We start from the raw sequence: 16,255 nt of genomic DNA, 5'->3' as shown, positions 1-16,255 counted from the left end.
CGGGCCGCGTCAGCCCGCGCCGCCGGGCTCGCCGCGCGGGACGCCGACGGTCACCCGCAGTCCGTGCGGCTCGTGCTGCTCGTACGTGAGGGAACCGCCGCCCGCGGTGAGCAGGGCCCGCGAGATGGACAGGCCGAGCCCCGAGCCCTGCACGTTCTGGTGGCGGTTGCTGCGCCAGAAGCGGTCTCCGACGCGGGCGAGTTCGTCCTCCGTGAGGCCGGGGCCGCCGTCCGTGATCACCACGGTCGTCAGCGGACCGCTCCAGGAGACCGCCACCCGCACCTCCTCGCCCTCGGGCGTGAACTTGAGGGCGTTGTCGATCACCGCGTCCAGGGCGCTGGACAGTGCCACCGGGTCGGCCCAGCCCGTGGTCGCCGGGCAGGTGCCGGTCAGCCGCACCCCGCGCTCCTCGGCGAGCGGCCGCCAGGCGCCGACACGTTCCGCCGCGAGCTCGCCGATGTCGGTGAGCTGCAGATCGGCCGCCGTGTGCTCGGCCAGCGCGAGGCCCAGGAGGTCGTCGAGGACCTGCGCGAGGCGCTTGCCCTCGGTGCGGACGGAGGCGATCTCCTCGTTCCCCTCGGGCAGTTCGAGGGCGAGCAGTTCGATGCGCAGCAGCAGGGCGGCGAGCGGGTTGCGCAGTTGGTGCGAGGCGTCGGCGACGAAGGCCCGCTGCTGTTCGAGGACGTCCTCGACGTTGTCTGCCATCTCGTTGAACGAGCGGGCCAGCCGCCGGAGTTCCGGCGGGCCGCCCGTGGCCGCCACCCTCGACTTCAGGCGTCCGGTCGCGATGTCGTGCGTCGTCGCGTCCAGGATCCGTACGGGACGCAGCACCCAGCCGGTGAGGCGCAGCGCGGCACCGACGGCGAGGAGCATGGCCGCCGACTCTCCGGCGATGATGAGCAGCCAGCCCTGCAGCGTCTTCGAGCGCATGCGCCCCGTAGGTGATTCGGTGACGACGACCGCGATGACGTCGCCGTCCCTGATCACCGGAGAGGCGACGACGAGCCGGCCGCGCTGCCAGGGCCACACCTGCTCCGGATCGTGGCTTCCGCGGGACCTGAGGGCCTCCTCGAAGGCCTCACGCACCTCGGCGCCCCTGGGAGGCAGGAACCAGCCCCCCGGGGCGTGAGCCATGGGCGCACGGTCCCTGAAGAAGACGCCCGCCTTGATCCCGTATATCTCGTGGTAGTAGTCGAGTTCGGTCTGGAGGGTTTCGCGCCGTTCGTCCTTGTCCCGCAGGCGCGACCCGGTGGGACGTTTCGTGACGAACTGCGCGAGCGCCGCGAACCGCGCGGTGTCGTCGATCCGGTCGACGACCACCTTCTGCTGCTGCGCCGCGGCCACGCTCACCGCGAGCGGGAAGCCGAGGGCGAGCAGCACACCCGCCATGAGGACGATGAGCAGCGGGAGGAGGCGAGAGCGCACCTGTCCTCGCTACCGGCTACGCGGCCGGGGCGACAAGCCGGTAACCGACGCCCCGTACGGTCTCGATCAGGGCCGGCATGTGCAACTTGGAGCGCAGGGAAGCGACATGCACCTCAAGCGTGCGCCCCGTTCCCTCCCAGCTGGTGCGCCACACCTCGCTGATGATCTGCTCTCGGCGGAACACCACGCCGGGCCGCTGCGCCAGGAGCGCGAGCAGGTCGAACTCCTTGCGGGTCAGCTGGACCGTCGAACCGTTCACGCTGACCTGGCGGGTGGGCAGTTCGATGCATACGGAGCCGAGGCGCAGTTCGCTGTCCGCGGGTCCCGCGGCGGCGCCGGACGGGGGCCGGCGGATGACCGCGTGGATACGGGCGATGAGTTCCCCGGTGTCGTACGGCTTCACCACGTAGTCATCGGCTCCGAGGTTCAGGCCGTGGATCCGCGAGCGCACGTCGGCACGCGCCGTCACCATGATCACGGGGGTCGATCCGCGCTTGCGGATCTTTCCGCACACCTCGTAGCCGTCCTGGTCGGGCAGCCCGAGATCGAGGAGCACGACTCCGAAGGGCGCCGTCTTGCCGGGCAACAGTGCCTGCAGGGCTTCCTCGCCGCTGCGTGCGTGCACGACGTCGAAGCCGTGCCTGGCCAGGACCGCGGACAGGGCGGCCGCCACGTGATCGTCGTCCTCGACGAGGAGCAGTCTCATGCGGGCCCCCTCCGGTTCATCGGTCGTTCCGTTCGCGCTCGCCGACGGCCGGTACGCGCGCGTGCACTGGCACCAAGGCATCCACGCCGATACATAAGGACCGCGTCAAGAGGGTTCGGGTCACGGACACGTTCCGTTATGGAGCCGGTACGTGCGACCGCGTCCCCTTCACGCGGAGTGTCCGGTTGCGGCCGGATCGTTATGCTCAATTTCCCCTCAGATGTAATGACGCTGGTCGCACCGGGTTATTACTGTCCTCCCAACCGAGGAGGATGGAGCAACAACCCGTGACCGAAGTATCGGTGACCAAGGACGCCATACCGCCCGGGGCGGACGACCTGGTCGTGCTGAAGAACGTCAACAAGCACTTCGGCGCTCTGCACGTCCTCCAGGACATCGACCTGACCATCACCCGCGGTGAGGTCGTCGTCGTGATCGGCCCCTCCGGGTCGGGCAAGTCGACACTGTGCCGCGCCATCAACCGCCTGGAGACGGTCGAGTCGGGCGACATCTCGATCGACGGCAAGCCGCTGCCCCAGGAGGGCAAGGCGCTCGCCCGCCTCCGTGCGGACGTGGGCATGGTCTTCCAGTCCTTCAACCTTTTCGCGCACAAGACCGTGCTCGAGAACGTGATGCTGGGCCAGATCAAGGTGCGCAAGACGTCGAAGGCGGAAGCCGAGACCAAGGCGCGCGGCCTCCTGGACCGTGTGGGTGTCGCCACCCAGGCCGACAAGTACCCCGCGCAGCTCTCCGGCGGCCAGCAGCAACGTGTGGCGATCGCCCGCGCGTTGGCGATGGACCCCAAGGTCATGCTCTTCGACGAGCCCACGTCGGCGCTCGACCCCGAGATGATCAACGAGGTCCTGGAAGTCATGCAGCAGCTCGCGCGTGACGGCATGACCATGGTCGTCGTCACCCACGAGATGGGCTTCGCCCGCTCCGCGGCCAACCGCGTCGTCTTCATGGCTGACGGCCGCATCGTCGAAGAGGCCGTGCCGGAACAGTTCTTCAGCAACCCGCGCAGCGACCGGGCCAAGGACTTCCTGTCGAAGATCCTTAAACACTGAGGCTCCCACGTCGTCTCAACGCCAGTCGAAACAAAGGATGTTCACCATGAAGCTCCGTAAGTCCGCCGCCGCAGTAGCGGCCGTCGCCGCGCTCTCGCTCGCCGCCACCGCCTGCGGCGGCAAGGAGGGTTCCGCCGGCGACAAGCCCGAGGGCCCGGACACCTCCGGCTCCAAGGCCCTCAGCTACGACGTCAAGAAGGACGCCGCGGTCGACTCGGCCGTCTTCGAGGCCGCCAAGAAGCGCGGGAAGATCGTCATCGGTGCCAAGGCCGACCAGCCGTACCTGGGCTTCCAGGACCAGTCGACCAAGGAGTACTCCGGCTTCGACATCGAGATCGCCAAGATGATCGCGGCTGATCTCGGTTTCTCGCCGAAGCAGATCGAGTGGAAGACGGTCGACTCCGGCGCACGTGAGACCGCCGTCTCCAAGGGCGACGTCGACCTGATGATCGGCACGTACACGATCAACGACGAGCGCAAGAAGCAGATCGACTTCGCGGGACCGTACTACCACGCCGGTGCCTCGCTCCTGGTCCGCAAGGACGAGAAGGACGTCAAGGGGCCCGAGACGGTCCGTGACAAGAAGGTCTGTTCCATCGTCGGCTCCACGCCGCTGCAGAACATCAAGAAGCCGAAGTACGGCGCCAAGGTCACCGAGCTCTCCAAGTACTCGGAGTGCGTCGCCCAGCTCCTGAACAACCAGGTCGACGCGGTCACCACGGACGACGCGATCCTGATGGGCTACGCGGCGCAGAACGAGGGCAAGCTCAAGGTCGTCGGCAAGCCGTTCTCGGACGAGCCCTACGGTGTCGGCCTGAAGAAGGGCGACGCGGCCCTGCAGAAGGCCGTCGCGGACGCCATCAAGGCGCACCAGGAGAGTGGCGACTACAAGAAGGCGTTCGAGGCCACCATCGGCAAGTCCGGCTCCGAGTACCAGGAGCCGCCGGCCTTCACCGACCCGAAGTAATCCGGCACGCCCCGCTCCGTCCGCGCCTGATCGCGGTACGGAGCGGGACGTTCGCTGCGTGCACAGCTGCCGGACCCGTCGCGAAACCCTGCCACCGCCCCCTGCCCTGACGACCGGGGCCCGTCGCGCTCACCTGCGACCCGTCGCGAAAGACCTCGCGGAGAATTCATGGACGTACTGCTCGACAACCTGTCGCTCTTCCGCGAAGGGTTTTTCGGGACTCTGAAGCTGACCGGAGCCAGCGCGATCGTGGCTGTGGTCGTCGGGGTCATCATCGCCGGATTCCGGGTGTCCCCCGTGCCGCCGCTTCGAATATTCGGAACCCTGTGGGTCACGCTGCTGCGCAACACCCCGCTGACCCTGCTCTTCCTCGTGGCGTTCTTCATCGTCCCCAAGGTGTTCTTCCCCGACCTGGACTCCTTCCTCCTGGCCACGCTCGCCTGCGGTTTCTACACCTCCGCGTTCGTGGCCGAAGCGGTCCGCTCGGGCATCAACACCGTGCCGCTCGGTCAGGCCGAGGCGGCGCGTGCGATCGGGTTCACCTTCACGCAGACGATGCGCCTCATCGTGCTGCCGCAGGCCACCCGCACCGTCGTGCCACCGCTCTCCAGCATCTTCATCGCGCTGACGAAGAACACCGCCATCGCGGGCGCCTTCGACAACGTCGAACTGTTCAACGTCTCCAAGACGCTGAGCAATGACGGCTACGACATCGCGATGATCTTCCTCTGGATCACCCTCGCGTACCTCATCATCACGTATGCCATCAACGGGCTCTTCCGGCTGATGGAGCACCGCCTGGAGGTCGCTCGATGAGTGCCAACGTTCTCTTCGACGCTCCCGGCCCCAAGGCCCGCGTCCGCAACATCATCTACAGCGTCATCGGCACTGCGGCCCTCCTGGGCGGCATCCTCTGGGTCGTTCTGCGTCTGAGCGACCAGGGCGAGTTCGACGCCGAACTGTGGGACATCTTCAACTACACCGGCATCCAGCAGAACATCTTGGACGCCCTGATCGCCACGCTGAAGGTTTTCGCCCTCGCGGGCGTCTTCTCCCTGGTGTTCGCTGTGGTGCTCTGTGTGGCGCGCCTGTCCGTGCACAAGCCGGTGCGCTGGGTCGCCGTCGCCTTCATCGACCTCTTCCGTTCAATTCCGCTGCTCATCACCATCTTCGCCCTCTGGGTCGGCCTGTTCGGCAGCATGACCCCATTCTGGGCGCTGGTGATCGGCCTGACCATCTACAACGGATGCGTCCAGGCCGAGGTGCTTCGCGCGGGCATCAACGCGGTGCCCAAGGGTCAGATGGAGGCCGCCTACGCTCTGGGGCTGCGCAAGACCCAGGTCATGGCTTCCGTGCTCTTCCCGCAGGCAATCCGTTCGATGCTGCCGACCATCATCAGCCAGCTGGTGGTGACACTGAAGGACACCTCGCTCGGGTTCATGGTCCTCTACCCGGAGCTGCTCCACTCGGCCCGGCTGATCGCGAACAACACGCCGGTCAACGGTGTCTACCCGTTCGTCCAGACGGTCACGGTCTTCGGCGCCATTTACATCGGGCTCTGCCTTCTGCTCTCCTCGCTCGCCACCTGGCTCGAGAAGCGCGGACGTCGCACCAAGACCGGCATCGCGGTGGCCGCGGCCGCCGAGCCGGCCGAGACACCGGGGGTACTCGACCCTTCCGCTCCGCTCGGCCCGTCGACCGAGGCCGAGACGACCGCCGCGCTACCGGGTGTCAGCCCTTCAGACGAGGTAGACAAGAAGGATTAACCCGTCAGCGACGCCAGGGAGAAGGTGCCCGGTCCGCAGAGGCCATATGATGCGACCGGCCCCCACTCGTAGTTGGTCACTGCGATGTTGCCGACGATCCTCAGCCAACCCGGTTTTGACGGGTCGGAGTGGGGAACGGAGGCTATCGACTTTGCTCGCAGCGACAGTACTTCGCCCGAGGGCACTTCAGTCTTCAGCCAACTCGTTACGCCAGCTCCGTGCCGTGGCACGGAGCTGGCGTACGCGGTTTGCGATAGTGCTCCCCGGTCCCCTTGTTGAGTTGCAGTGAGATGGCGGGTCAATCACTGGTGAGCAGGCGATGGCATGAGCCACGGGATGGCCCGTCAATAGGGCCATCGGTCGGCTGCGGCCGGCCAAAAGCCCTGAAGGCCCGGCACGTTGGGGGGCCCACTCCACGTTGCAATGTCGCTCCCAACGCGAAGATCGTGCGGCAGGCGAACACAGAGCGATTGAGGCCAAGCCGATGAAGTGGCTCGCCAGCCTGCTGATCTCTACACGCCTCTGTATCCGCTGGCCGTAGCGAAATCGCCGATCTACCTCTGTCACAACGTCGGCCCCCGAGAACAATCTCGGGGGCCGCAAGATCACGCGCAGAGGGCTACGCCAACGGGGTAGTTAGCTGACGCCCCCTCATGAAGGCTGTGACTAAGACGCCTTCGTTATGAACCCGTGCCGCAGGGGGGACGACTCCGGTGGGCAGTACGCAGATGACCATGCTCCGCCGGACGACCACTTCACCGCATCACGCACGACAGTACCGTGACCGTCCCACCTTTCACAGGTCACAGTTGCCTTATAGTGCCCGCCATTGCTTTTATCGCAATACGCTCTCGCGCCGCCTGCCGCCATAAATGATGTGCATTTCGACGGCCAGCCCTTTACCTCAACGGCTCCACTGGGGGCAGATTCCTGAGCGACCGCAGAGGACGTTCCTTGAAATCCCAAGGCAAAGGCTGCCAGTGCACCGCCAACAAGCAGCATTGACCTTCTGTTCTTCTTCATTAGCGCGAACCCTTTCCTGATCGACCCGCTCCAGGTCGATCCATGTCAGTTACTTCGACACCCGCACCCTTAGACCTTTGTCTCAATTCCTGCACTCTTCGGCCTGGCGCTTCCCTGACAGTACGCCTTGGACCAGCCGCTCTTCCTCCAGTCCCCCACGTACTCTCGAACTTCTCCGCTTTCTGCATCCTTACACCGCGCAAGAGCTCGGTAGGAACCACCGTTAGAGTTGGCACAATAAGCCACCGTCCGCCACGCATCAGCAATCTGATACTTGCACCCAGTGGGCCGCGCCTTTACCTCGATGCTGTCAGCCGATGCAGTGACAGGTGCGGCGAATGCAAGACCAAGCATCGCGACCCCCACCAGAAGGATTCTAGGTTTCGTACGCACTGATCGCTCCATTCCTCTTCTCGGTTCTGCTGGCACGGTGAATCACACCGTCCAGTTCCGGCCAGTTCTGAAACTCGACCGGAAAGCAGATGAGAATGACGATAAGGATCCGATAGCGATTCCGACACCCCCCATTCAGGGGGATCGGAAACACATACCCCCACACCGGGGGTCCTGGATCCGCTACCGCAACGACCACGGCTGACACGCCCACACACGCCTCTTGAGCTTCCCTGGGTAGCACCGCGACATCACGGACATAGCGACGCCGAGAGTTACCACTCACCCCACGCCTCCTCAATAAAACCTCAAATCCCGTCGCGTTCACCAAGAGTTGCTTGACGACTACAGGGAGACTTCGGCAATGTTGACTTCACGCCTTTCACCCTGACCAGGAGATGGCGACACTTCGGGATATCGGGGAGCCGGGAGTTTAATGATCCAGGTATCGATTGCCAGCAATCAGGAGTTCTTTCGGGCCAGCTTGGCCGCCATTCTTGGCTCTCAAGCAGGAGTTAACGTCGCGGCGCAGGGGAGACTAAACCAAGTGCTGTCACTGCCTGGGGCTGCACGCGCTGATGTCACTGTAGTTTGCTCCGCCACCGCGGGCGATTCCATTGAATTCATCGAACGCACCAAGCAACTCAAGGAACCCCCCAAGATTCTCGTAATAGCACAGAAGATACGAGAGAACGAAGTTCGGAACCTGCTCACACTGGGCGCATTCGGAATCCTGCTCCAAGAGACAGCCGTACGGCACCTCCCCTGGGCCATAGATGCGATACGAAACGGCAGCCGCGCCCTTTCACCCAAAATCGCAGACCACATAATTGACGAGTTCTCGAGACCAAATATATGCTCCAACAACACCAGAGCAGCTCGCGAAAAAGTTGGACAACTCAGCACTCGAGAGCGTCAGGTACTGGAGCTCATCGCCGAGGCTCTATCCAATAGGACAGTAGCGAATCACCTCGGAATAAGCACTGAGACGGTGAAGGGACACGTCCGCTCAATCTGCATGAAGCTTGACGCCGAGAGTCGACTCCACGCCGCCCGAATTGCTTGGCAAGCCTCTGCAGCCGCATAACTGTCCAAGAAGATCGTTCTCGGCTGCCGGGGGAGGCGGCGGGCCGCTCGGGGATGCCCGCTGAGCGGCGGCGTGACGCCGCCGCTTACCCGCACGACGTCGTCACTTGACGCAAGCACCGGCAATAGGTTGCATACGTTCTGTGATCGCGCACCGGGCTCCAACTGTAAGTTCCTGTACGTACGTCCAATGCTCCCGGGCCCTTGCGGCGGGAGGGTACGCACTGTGGACCCGGTGATCGTCGTCGGCGCGGGCCCCGTGGGGCTCACGCTCGCCCTGGCTCTCGCGCGTCACTCCGTACCCACCGTCGTACTCGATGAAGGCCCCGGCAAGGACGAGCAGCGGCCCGCGCGGACCGCCGTTCTGCGGGACGACACGGCAGCCCTCATGGAACGGCTCGTCGGTCACTCGTTCGGGGACGCGGACGCCGGTGCGCGGTGGGTCGGCTGGCGGTCCCTGCGGCGTAAGCAGGTGATGCGGGAAATCACGTTCAGTGATGAGATGCCGCCCCCGCTCCATGTGCCCCAGCACGTGCTGACCGGTGCTCTGCGCGCGGCCATCGCCGAAGAGCGCCTCGTCAAGATCGCCGTGGAGAGCAAGCTCGACTCCCTGGAGCAGGACCCGGGCGGAGTGACCGCCCACACGCGCGGGCCCAAGGACACCTGGTGGCGCGGCAGTTATCTGGTGGGCTGCGACGGGCCGCGCTCGACGGTGCGCAAGCTCCTCGACATCCGCTTCCCGGGGCGCACGGCCGTCGAACGACACGCCGTGGCCGCGCTGCGCACGGAACTTCCCCGGCCCGGTGAAGCGTTGTTGCACCGAGCGCCTCCGTGGCGCCACGGAGGCGCCGAGGTGACGGGGCGTCCGCTCGCCGGCGGGGTGTGGCGGATCGACTGGCTGCTGCCGCCACGCGGCGACCTCGTGACGCCCGAGGCTCTCGTGGTCCGCATCCGCGAGACGCTCGCGGGCTGGTGCGGGGGCTCCACACCTCCGTACGAACTGCTCGACACCGGCGTGCACACCGTCCACCACCGGCTGGCCCGGCGCTGGCGGGCCGGCCGCGCCTTCCTCGCGGGGGACGCCGCACATCTCCTCGGAGCGCTCGGCACGCACGGGCTCGACGAAGGGCTGCGGGACGCGGACAACCTCGCCTGGAAGCTGGCCCTCGCCTGGCACCACGGCGCGCGGGACGCCCTGCTCGACAGCTATCAGGCCGAGCGGCGGGCCGGCGTCGCCGCACGGCTGCGCGCGGCCGACCAGTCACTGCCGATACTGCGGGGCGGCGGGGGCCTGCGTTCGTACGTGCCGGGGTCGGCGCGCGGCCACGACATGCTTCTCGCCGACGGCCACGTGGGGCGCGGGCCGCTCGGCGCGCCCGGATCGTACGCGGACTCGCCGCTGGCGCCCGCGCCCTCCGAGTCCGAGGTGGTCGTGGGCACGGAGCCGGGCGAGCCCGTGGTCGACGTGCCGGTGACGGCGCCCGACGGCTCCTTGGTGCGGCTGCGGGACCGGCTCGGCGTGGCACAGCTGCTCGTCGTCCTCGTCGCGCCCGGCACCGTGGTGTGGGAGCGGCGGCACTGGGTGACGGCGGGGATCATGCCCCGCCTCGCCGCCGCCGTCTCGGCGCTGCCGCTCCCGGCGGAGCTGCTCGTCGCGGAGAGTTACCCCGGCGCCCCCGCGCACTCGGTGCTCCTCGTCCGCCCCGACGGTCACCTGGTGACCGCGCTCGGCGGGGTGCGGCCCGCCGAGCTGTATACGGCGGCGGAGGCGGCCCTCGGCGGGCCGGAACCGAAGCTCCGCACGGACCGTACGGAGCGGACAGACGCCACGGAGAAGGCGGAGAGCACGGCCTCCGCGGGGCGGCCGACCACCCAGTGAACAGGAGTTGACCGGTTCGCGGCGTCATGGTCTACTCCGAAACGTGACCGACACCGATGTGCGCCTGTGGCGACGGGTCCACATGGACCTCGTCCGCTATGCGGGCTGCGTGTGTCGTCCGTCCTTCTGAATTCGCCTTTCTCTCCGCGCGCCCTCTTCTTCGGCGCGCTCTTCCGCGAACTTCCAGGACGGTAGCCGTGTCTCCCTCTGTTTCTGCTCCCAGTGTTTCCAGCGCTCCCGGCGTTTCCGGTGTTTCCGGCGTTCCCTCTGCGCACGCCTCCACGACGGTGTCCGCGCCCACCGCCGCCGAGCTTCTTGATTTCGTGCGCCGCAGCGCCGCCGACCCCGAACTCATCGCCTCGCTGCCGCTCGACCCCGAGGGGCGCACCTGGGTGCGCCTCGAAGGGCCCGGCGGCAGCGAGGCCTGGCTGATCGGCTGGCCGCCGGGCACCGGCACCGGCTGGCACGATCACGCGGAGTCGGTCGGCGCTTTCCTCACCGCCGCCGGCACCCTCAAGGAGAACTCCCTCGCCGCCCGGCTGCCCACCGACGGCTGGAAGACCCTTGAGCTCTCCGATGGGGTGGACCGCGAGCGGGAGTTGACACTCGGCAAGGGCAGGGCGTTCGGCCGGAACCACGTACATGAGGTACTGAACGAATCGACGGGTGAGCACGCCATCTCCGTGCACGCCTACTATCCGCCGCTCCCCCGCATCCGCCGCTACAGTCGTACGGGCCCGTTCCTGCGTCTTGAGTCCGTGGAGCGGCCGGAGGACTGGCAGTGAGCGAGCACTCCGTAGAAGCCCTCTCCGTAGAAGCCCGCTCCGCAGACGAGCCTCCCGTAGGCATCGACGAGTTGCTCGAGCGTGTGCGGCTCGACCTCGACCGCGTCACCCCGCACGAAGCGCGCGACGTTGCCGCCGCGGGAGGGCTGCTGGTCGACATCCGGTACGCGGCCCTGCGCGAGCGTGACGGTCTGATCCCGGGCGCCCTCGTCGTCGAGCGCAACGAGCTCGAGTGGCGCCTGGATCCGCAGGGCAGTCACCGTGCCGCGGAGGCCGTCAGCCATGACCTGCGGGTGGTCGTGATCTGCAACGAGGGGTACGCGTCGAGCCTCGCTGCCGTGTCCTTGCGGCAGTTGGGGCTGCGGCACGCCACCGACCTCATCGGCGGGTTCCAGGCGTGGAAGGCGGCCGGGCTTCCTGTCGCGGGATGAGTAGCGCATGTCACGCGAGGTGAGTACGCGCGCGTGGGCGCCCCTTACCGGGTCCGGTAAGGGGCGCCCACCATTGCGTAGCGCCGCTTACTCCTTGGCCGTGGCCACCGTGACGGGACGCGGCTTCAGGGCTACGCGGCCCGGCAGCGCGGTCGCCGTGAGGGCGAGCAGTGCCGCGACGGCCACCACGGAGACGTACACCAAGGGAGTGACCGAAGGCGCGGCGCTGCCCGTCATGCCGACACTGAAGGCGGTCAGGACGGCGAGCGCGATGCCGCTGCCGATGGCCGTGCCGATGAGCAGGACGGACAGCGCCTCGGTGCGCAGCATGCCGAGGACCTGTCGGCGGCTCGCGCCCGCCAGACGCAGCATCGCGAACTCGCGGATGCGCTCGGAGACCGACATGGCCAGGGTGTTGACGACGGCGATCGCGGTGAAGGCCAGGATGAGGCCCATGGCCAGGTAGTTCACCTCGGCGTTCGCCTCCTGGCGCTCGGCCTGGAGGTTGTCGGCGGCGGCCGGGGCGAGCACTCGCACGCCGGGGAACTTCTCGACGCCTGCCGCGAGTTGTGCCTGTGTACGGTCGCTCTTGATCAGGACGGTGGCGGCGAGCGGGTTGTCGACGTGGCGGGCGACCAGGTCGTGCGCCATGGTCAGATCTCCGAACCCGAGCCCGCGCGCGTACACGGCACGGACCCTGAGCGCGGTCTTCGTGCCGTCGCCGAGCGTGAGCTTCAGAGTGCTGCCGGGCTTCAGGCCGAGCTGGTCCGCGGCCAGTTCGCTGACCGCGACGCCGCCCTTGCCGAAGCCCTTCAGGGATCCAGCGGTCACCTCCGGGTCCCAGGTGCGGGTGAGACCGGCTGTGCTGACACCCTGCGCCGGGTACTTGTCGAGTCCTACGCGCACGGTGGTGCGCACGACTTCGGTGGCGGCCTCGACGCCTTCGGTCGTACGCAGCTTCTGCGCGACCCCGGCCGGGACGCCGGGCCCCTGTGCCGCCAGGACCCAGTCGGCGCGGATACCCTCGCGTGCCTGGGCGCGGGCCGCGTCGCCGAGGGTGGGCTGGACGAACAGGACGGTGCAGGTCATGCCGGTGAGCAGGGCGAGCGGGGTGACGGCCGCCGCCATCCGGGCGGCGTTGCCCCGGAGGTTGGCGTGCGCGAGGCGGCCGCCGGGTCCGGAGAGACGCAGGGGGCCGCGGAGTACGGCAGCCGCTGCCCTGACGAGGAGCGGACCGAGGAGCGCGACGGCGCAGGAGAGGACCACGACGGCCAGGAAGGTGACGGGCGTCGACGCCGGTTCGGTGCGCAGCACGCTGAGCACGGCGACCAGCACGGCCCCGCCGGCCAGGGCGACCAGCCCCGCGATGATGCGGCTCCACGCCGGGCGGGTGCGCTCCACGCGTGCTTCGGCGAGTGCCTCGGCCGGGCGGATACGGGCGATCCGGCGGGCCGAGAGACGGGCTGCGGCCCAGGCTCCGAGCAGCGTCGCGGCCACGGCGGCGAAGGGCGGAAAGACGCTCACGGTCCGCTCCAGGGTGGCGGGGACGGCGCCCATGTCCACGAACTTGCCGTGCAGCCAGCCGCCCAGCGGGATCCCGGCGAGCGCGCCGCCGACGCCTGCTGCCGCGCCGACGATCAGGGCCTCGCGGCCGAGGAGGCCCCGGATCTGCTTCGGGGTGGCGGCGATGGCGCGGAGCAGGGCGAGTTCGCGGTGGCGCTGCTGCACGGACAGGGCGAAGGTGCCGACCACCACGAGGACGGCGACGAGGAGAGAGGTGCCGCCCATCGCACCGCCCATGCTGACCAGCTTGACGCGGGCTCCCGCCGCGTCGAGGAACTCCACGGGGCCGCGGTCGTCGCCGGTGCTGACCTTCGCCTTCGTACCGGCGAGGGCGTCGGTCACCGCCTCTTTGAGGTCAGCCGTCTTGGTGCCCTCGGCCGGCACGACGCCGAGCGTGGTGATCCGGCCGGGGTGGGCGGCGAGCCGTTCGGCCTCTGCGGCGGAGAAGAAGAGGGATGTCTGGTGGGCGAGGTCGCCCCGGGCGGGGGCTGCCACACCGGTGACGCGGTAGGAACGCGGGGCCTGTGTCGACTGGACCGTGAGACGGTCGCCGGGCTCGAGGCGGGCGCGCTCGGCGAGACTGCTGTCGATGACGAGGTCGCCGGTGGCGCGCGGGGCCACTCCTTCGACGAGGCGGAAGGGCGTCAGCGCGGCCGACTCCCAGGCGTGGCCGTATGAGGGTTTGTCGGCGAGGTCGCCGGTCCCGGCGGACAACGGCACGGCGAGGAACGTCAGCTCGGGGACCACCTTGCCGACCCCCGGCACTCGTCTGACTTTGTCCGCCACACCGTCCGGCAGCCAGGCCCGCTCGGCGATCGGCTTGGCTTTGTGCTTGACCTTGGTCTTGCCCTTCTTGTGCTTGACGGTGGTCTTGTGGACGTTCTGATCGGCGGAGACGATCACGGGGGCCGCGGCGTAGCGCTCGGTCCTGATGGTGCCTCGCAGCCCGGTCTCCAGAAGGGTGCCGCAGGCCGTGATGAGAGCGGCGGCGCACATCAGTGCCAGAAAGGCGCCGAGGAATCCGCCCTTGCGGTCGCGGACTGTCTGCAGTGCGTAGCGAAGCATCATGGGGTCGCCTCTGGTTCGGAGGAGGGGGCGGGCGGGCTCGTCGTCATTGCGGGTGCTGTGGGGTCATCGGTCGGCTCGGGCGCCGGGAAGGCGAGGAGCCGTGTGAGCACGGTGCGGGCGTCTGCCGGGGTTTCTGCTTCGGGGCGCTTGTAGCGGTTGAGCAGGGCGATGTACTCCTCGAAGAACTCGCGGAGTTCGGGGAGCGTCAGCCGGATCGTGCCGCGCGAGTACGGGAACGCGTCGGCCCATTCGCCGGGTCCGGCACCGCCCTCTCGTTGCAGCTGCTCGAAAAGCTTCAGGTCAGCTGCGTACGAGAGGTGGTTCAGCTCGTCCATGACGAGCCGCGTCTCGGCGCTCTGTTTGCTGCGCGGCGGGAAGCGCCGGTCGCCGGGGATCGCACGCCACCAGCGTTCACGTCCGTGGCCCGCGTCCCCGGTCTCCTCGACGAAGCCGTAGCGGGCGAGCTCGCGCAGATGGTAGCTGGTTGCGCCGGTGTTCAGGCCGAGTGCCCTCGCGAGCGTCGCGGAGGTGGCCGGGCCGTGCGCGGTGAGGTGCTGCAGCATCTGCTGGCGCCGGGGCTGCGCAAGCGCCTTGAGGGTACGGAGGTCGCTCAACTCCTCGGGGGCGCCGTCCGTCGTGCCGGGTTCCTTTGCCATGCGTACACAGTCGTCTGTGCACAGGTCCCTGTGCAGTGCGGTGACCCGGCGTCTTCAGCGGGGGGTTAACCCCACCTTGCGGGAATGGAAGGGGAGTTGAGGGTAAGCCGGGGGAGCGTTAAGGGAGAGTCGGGGGCGCTGAGGGCCGGCTGCGAAGCAGGTGGGATGCGCGAAGCTGCTTTACGGGGCGGACTCGCGGAGGGGGCTGCGGGGGCGGGGCTGGCCGGGGTGGAACCACCGGGGTGGAGCTGCCGCGGGGCTTTGCCGGGGCGATGTGCACCCAGCGACACGCCCACATCACCCCTGAGCCCGCGGCACCCCCCCAGCACGCCCACCCCCACAGAACGCCAAAGGGCCGGGTCGCGGTTCGCACCGCGCTCCCGGCCCGGACCCGGGCCCCACCCCCGCGAGGGCCCTGGTCAGCTCATCCTCCGTCGTACCCCAAGTCCCCCGCGTCCTCGCCCTCTTCCTCGAGCGCCTGCCGGACGATCCGGAGTGCCAGGCCTTCCGAGTAGCCCTTGCGGGCGAGCATGCCCGCGAGGCGGCGCAGCCGCTTGTCGCGGTCGAGGCCCCGCGTGGCACGGAGCTTGCGGGCGACCAGCTCGCGTGCGGTCGCCTCTTCCTGCTCCGAGTCCAGCTGCCCGACGGCCTCCTCGATCAGCACGGCGTCCACGCCCTTCGTACGCAGCTCCTGTGCGAGCGCTCGTCGGGCCAGACCCCGGCCGTGGTGCCGGGACTCCACCCACGCGCCCGCGAAGGCACCGTCGTTGATCAGGCCGACCTCTTCGAAGCGGGTCAGTACTTCGTCCGCCACGTCGTCCGGGATCTCCCGCTTGCGCAACGCGTCCGCCAGCTGCTTGCGCGTGCGCGGGGTCCCGGTGAGCAGTCGCAGGCAGATCGCCCGTGCCCGCTCACCCGGATCCCCCGTCGGCGACTCCCCCTTCTCGGCCCTCGACGAGGAAAGGGGGCCGCTGTCCTGCGTCCCGTCACCCCGGCCTTCACCGAAACCACCACGCCGCCGGCGGCCCCTCCGGCCGCCGCCCCCGCGGAAGCCGGTGCCGTCATCGGCCCGGTCGGCGCCGCCCTGATCCGCACCGTCCGCGAAGCCTCGGCCCGCGGGGTCGGTGCGGTGCTGCTCAGGAGTGATGTCCGCCCAGTCCGTGCGCCGCGTCATGGATCAGCTCTTGGCCGCGGCGGCCTTGGGCTTGGTGGCCTTGGCGGCCGGTGCGGGCACCGTCTTGGCGGCGTCCTCGGCCGCACCCGCCGCGTCCTTGCCCGGCTCGGCGGCAGGCTCCTCCGCCGGCTTCACGCCGACGCCCAGCTTCTCCTTGATCTTCTTCTCGATCTCGTTGGCGAGATCGGGGTTGTCCTTCAGGAAGTTACGGGCGTTCTCCTTGCCCTGGCCGAGCTGGTCGCCCTCGTACGTGTACCAGGCGCCGG

General features: G+C 68.3%; 14 protein-coding genes and 1 pseudogene. 9 read left to right on the top strand and 6 right to left on the bottom strand.

Annotated features, from left to right (window positions below; translation table 11 throughout):
• Nucleotides 1–9 precede the first annotated feature (9 nt).
• Nucleotides 10–1,425 carry a sensor histidine kinase gene (locus IE226_RS32930; RefSeq protein WP_190085100.1) on the bottom strand — a complete coding sequence of 472 codons (1,416 nt, stop codon included), beginning with the start codon at nt 1,423–1,425 and terminating at the stop codon, nt 10–12.
• Between the two features lie 16 nt (nt 1,426–1,441).
• On the bottom strand, nt 1,442–2,131 hold the full coding sequence (locus IE226_RS32925) for a response regulator transcription factor (protein WP_190085099.1): 690 nt from the start codon (nt 2,129–2,131) through the stop codon (nt 1,442–1,444).
• A 287-nt stretch (nt 2,132–2,418) separates the two neighbouring features.
• On the opposite strand from IE226_RS32925, the gene IE226_RS32920 reads away from it, so the two are divergent.
• From IE226_RS32920 to IE226_RS32885, 9 genes are all read left to right on the top strand, one after another.
• On the top strand, nt 2,419–3,198 hold the full coding sequence (locus IE226_RS32920; protein ID WP_190085098.1) for an amino acid ABC transporter ATP-binding protein: 780 nt from the start codon (nt 2,419–2,421) through the stop codon (nt 3,196–3,198).
• A 46-nt stretch (nt 3,199–3,244) separates the two neighbouring features.
• On the top strand, nt 3,245–4,165 hold the full coding sequence (locus tag IE226_RS32915) for a glutamate ABC transporter substrate-binding protein (protein ID WP_190085097.1): 921 nt from the start codon (nt 3,245–3,247) through the stop codon (nt 4,163–4,165).
• Nucleotides 4,166–4,333: 168 nt separating this feature from the next.
• Nucleotides 4,334–4,981, top strand: coding sequence for an amino acid ABC transporter permease (locus IE226_RS32910; RefSeq protein ID WP_190085096.1), 648 nt, complete (start codon nt 4,334–4,336; stop codon nt 4,979–4,981).
• Nucleotides 4,978–5,931, top strand: coding sequence for an amino acid ABC transporter permease (locus tag IE226_RS32905; protein WP_190085095.1), 954 nt, complete (start codon nt 4,978–4,980; stop codon nt 5,929–5,931). The genes IE226_RS32910 and IE226_RS32905 overlap by 4 nt, the downstream gene beginning before the upstream one ends.
• A gap of 1,852 nt (nt 5,932–7,783) precedes the next feature.
• Complete coding sequence (locus tag IE226_RS32900; protein ID WP_190085094.1) at nt 7,784–8,434, top strand: response regulator transcription factor; 651 nt, start codon at nt 7,784–7,786, stop codon at nt 8,432–8,434.
• Between the two features lie 225 nt (nt 8,435–8,659).
• Entirely contained in the window at nt 8,660–10,312 is a 1,653-nt protein-coding gene (locus IE226_RS32895) for an FAD-dependent monooxygenase (protein ID WP_190085093.1), read from the top strand.
• A gap of 43 nt (nt 10,313–10,355) precedes the next feature.
• Nucleotides 10,356–10,442, top strand: coding sequence for a putative leader peptide (locus IE226_RS45285; protein ID WP_361058708.1), 87 nt, complete (start codon nt 10,356–10,358; stop codon nt 10,440–10,442).
• Between the two features lie 67 nt (nt 10,443–10,509).
• Entirely contained in the window at nt 10,510–11,097 is a 588-nt protein-coding gene (locus tag IE226_RS32890; RefSeq protein ID WP_373307084.1) for a cupin domain-containing protein, read from the top strand.
• Nucleotides 11,094–11,528: a rhodanese-like domain-containing protein gene (locus IE226_RS32885; RefSeq protein ID WP_229871672.1), complete on the top strand. Its 435-nt coding sequence runs from the start codon at nt 11,094–11,096 to the stop codon at nt 11,526–11,528. The genes IE226_RS32890 and IE226_RS32885 overlap by 4 nt, the downstream gene beginning before the upstream one ends.
• An 87-nt stretch (nt 11,529–11,615) precedes the next feature.
• Here IE226_RS32885 and IE226_RS32880 read toward each other — a convergent pair whose 3' ends face one another.
• The 4 genes and pseudogenes from IE226_RS32880 to IE226_RS32865 form a co-directional block, all read right to left on the bottom strand.
• A complete protein-coding gene (locus IE226_RS32880; RefSeq protein WP_190085091.1) occupies nt 11,616–14,159 on the bottom strand; it encodes an FtsX-like permease family protein in 2,544 nt (847 codons plus the stop codon).
• On the bottom strand, nt 14,156–14,815 hold the full coding sequence (locus IE226_RS32875; protein ID WP_190085090.1) for a winged helix-turn-helix domain-containing protein: 660 nt from the start codon (nt 14,813–14,815) through the stop codon (nt 14,156–14,158). Before IE226_RS32875 ends, IE226_RS32880 begins: the two co-directional genes overlap by 4 nt.
• Before the next feature lie 424 nt (nt 14,816–15,239).
• Nucleotides 15,240–15,989 carry a recombination regulator RecX gene (gene recX / locus IE226_RS32870; protein WP_190085089.1) on the bottom strand — a complete coding sequence of 250 codons (750 nt, stop codon included), beginning with the start codon at nt 15,987–15,989 and terminating at the stop codon, nt 15,240–15,242.
• Nucleotides 15,990–15,992: 3 nt separating this feature from the next.
• A pseudogene (locus IE226_RS32865) lies at nt 15,993–16,255 on the bottom strand (recombinase RecA); the annotation flags it as partial.

This window comes from Streptomyces longisporoflavus, from assembly GCF_014649775.1.
Classification (GTDB): domain Bacteria; phylum Actinomycetota; class Actinomycetes; order Streptomycetales; family Streptomycetaceae; genus Streptomyces; species Streptomyces longisporoflavus.
This window is presented reverse-complemented; position numbering and strand designations above follow the sequence as displayed.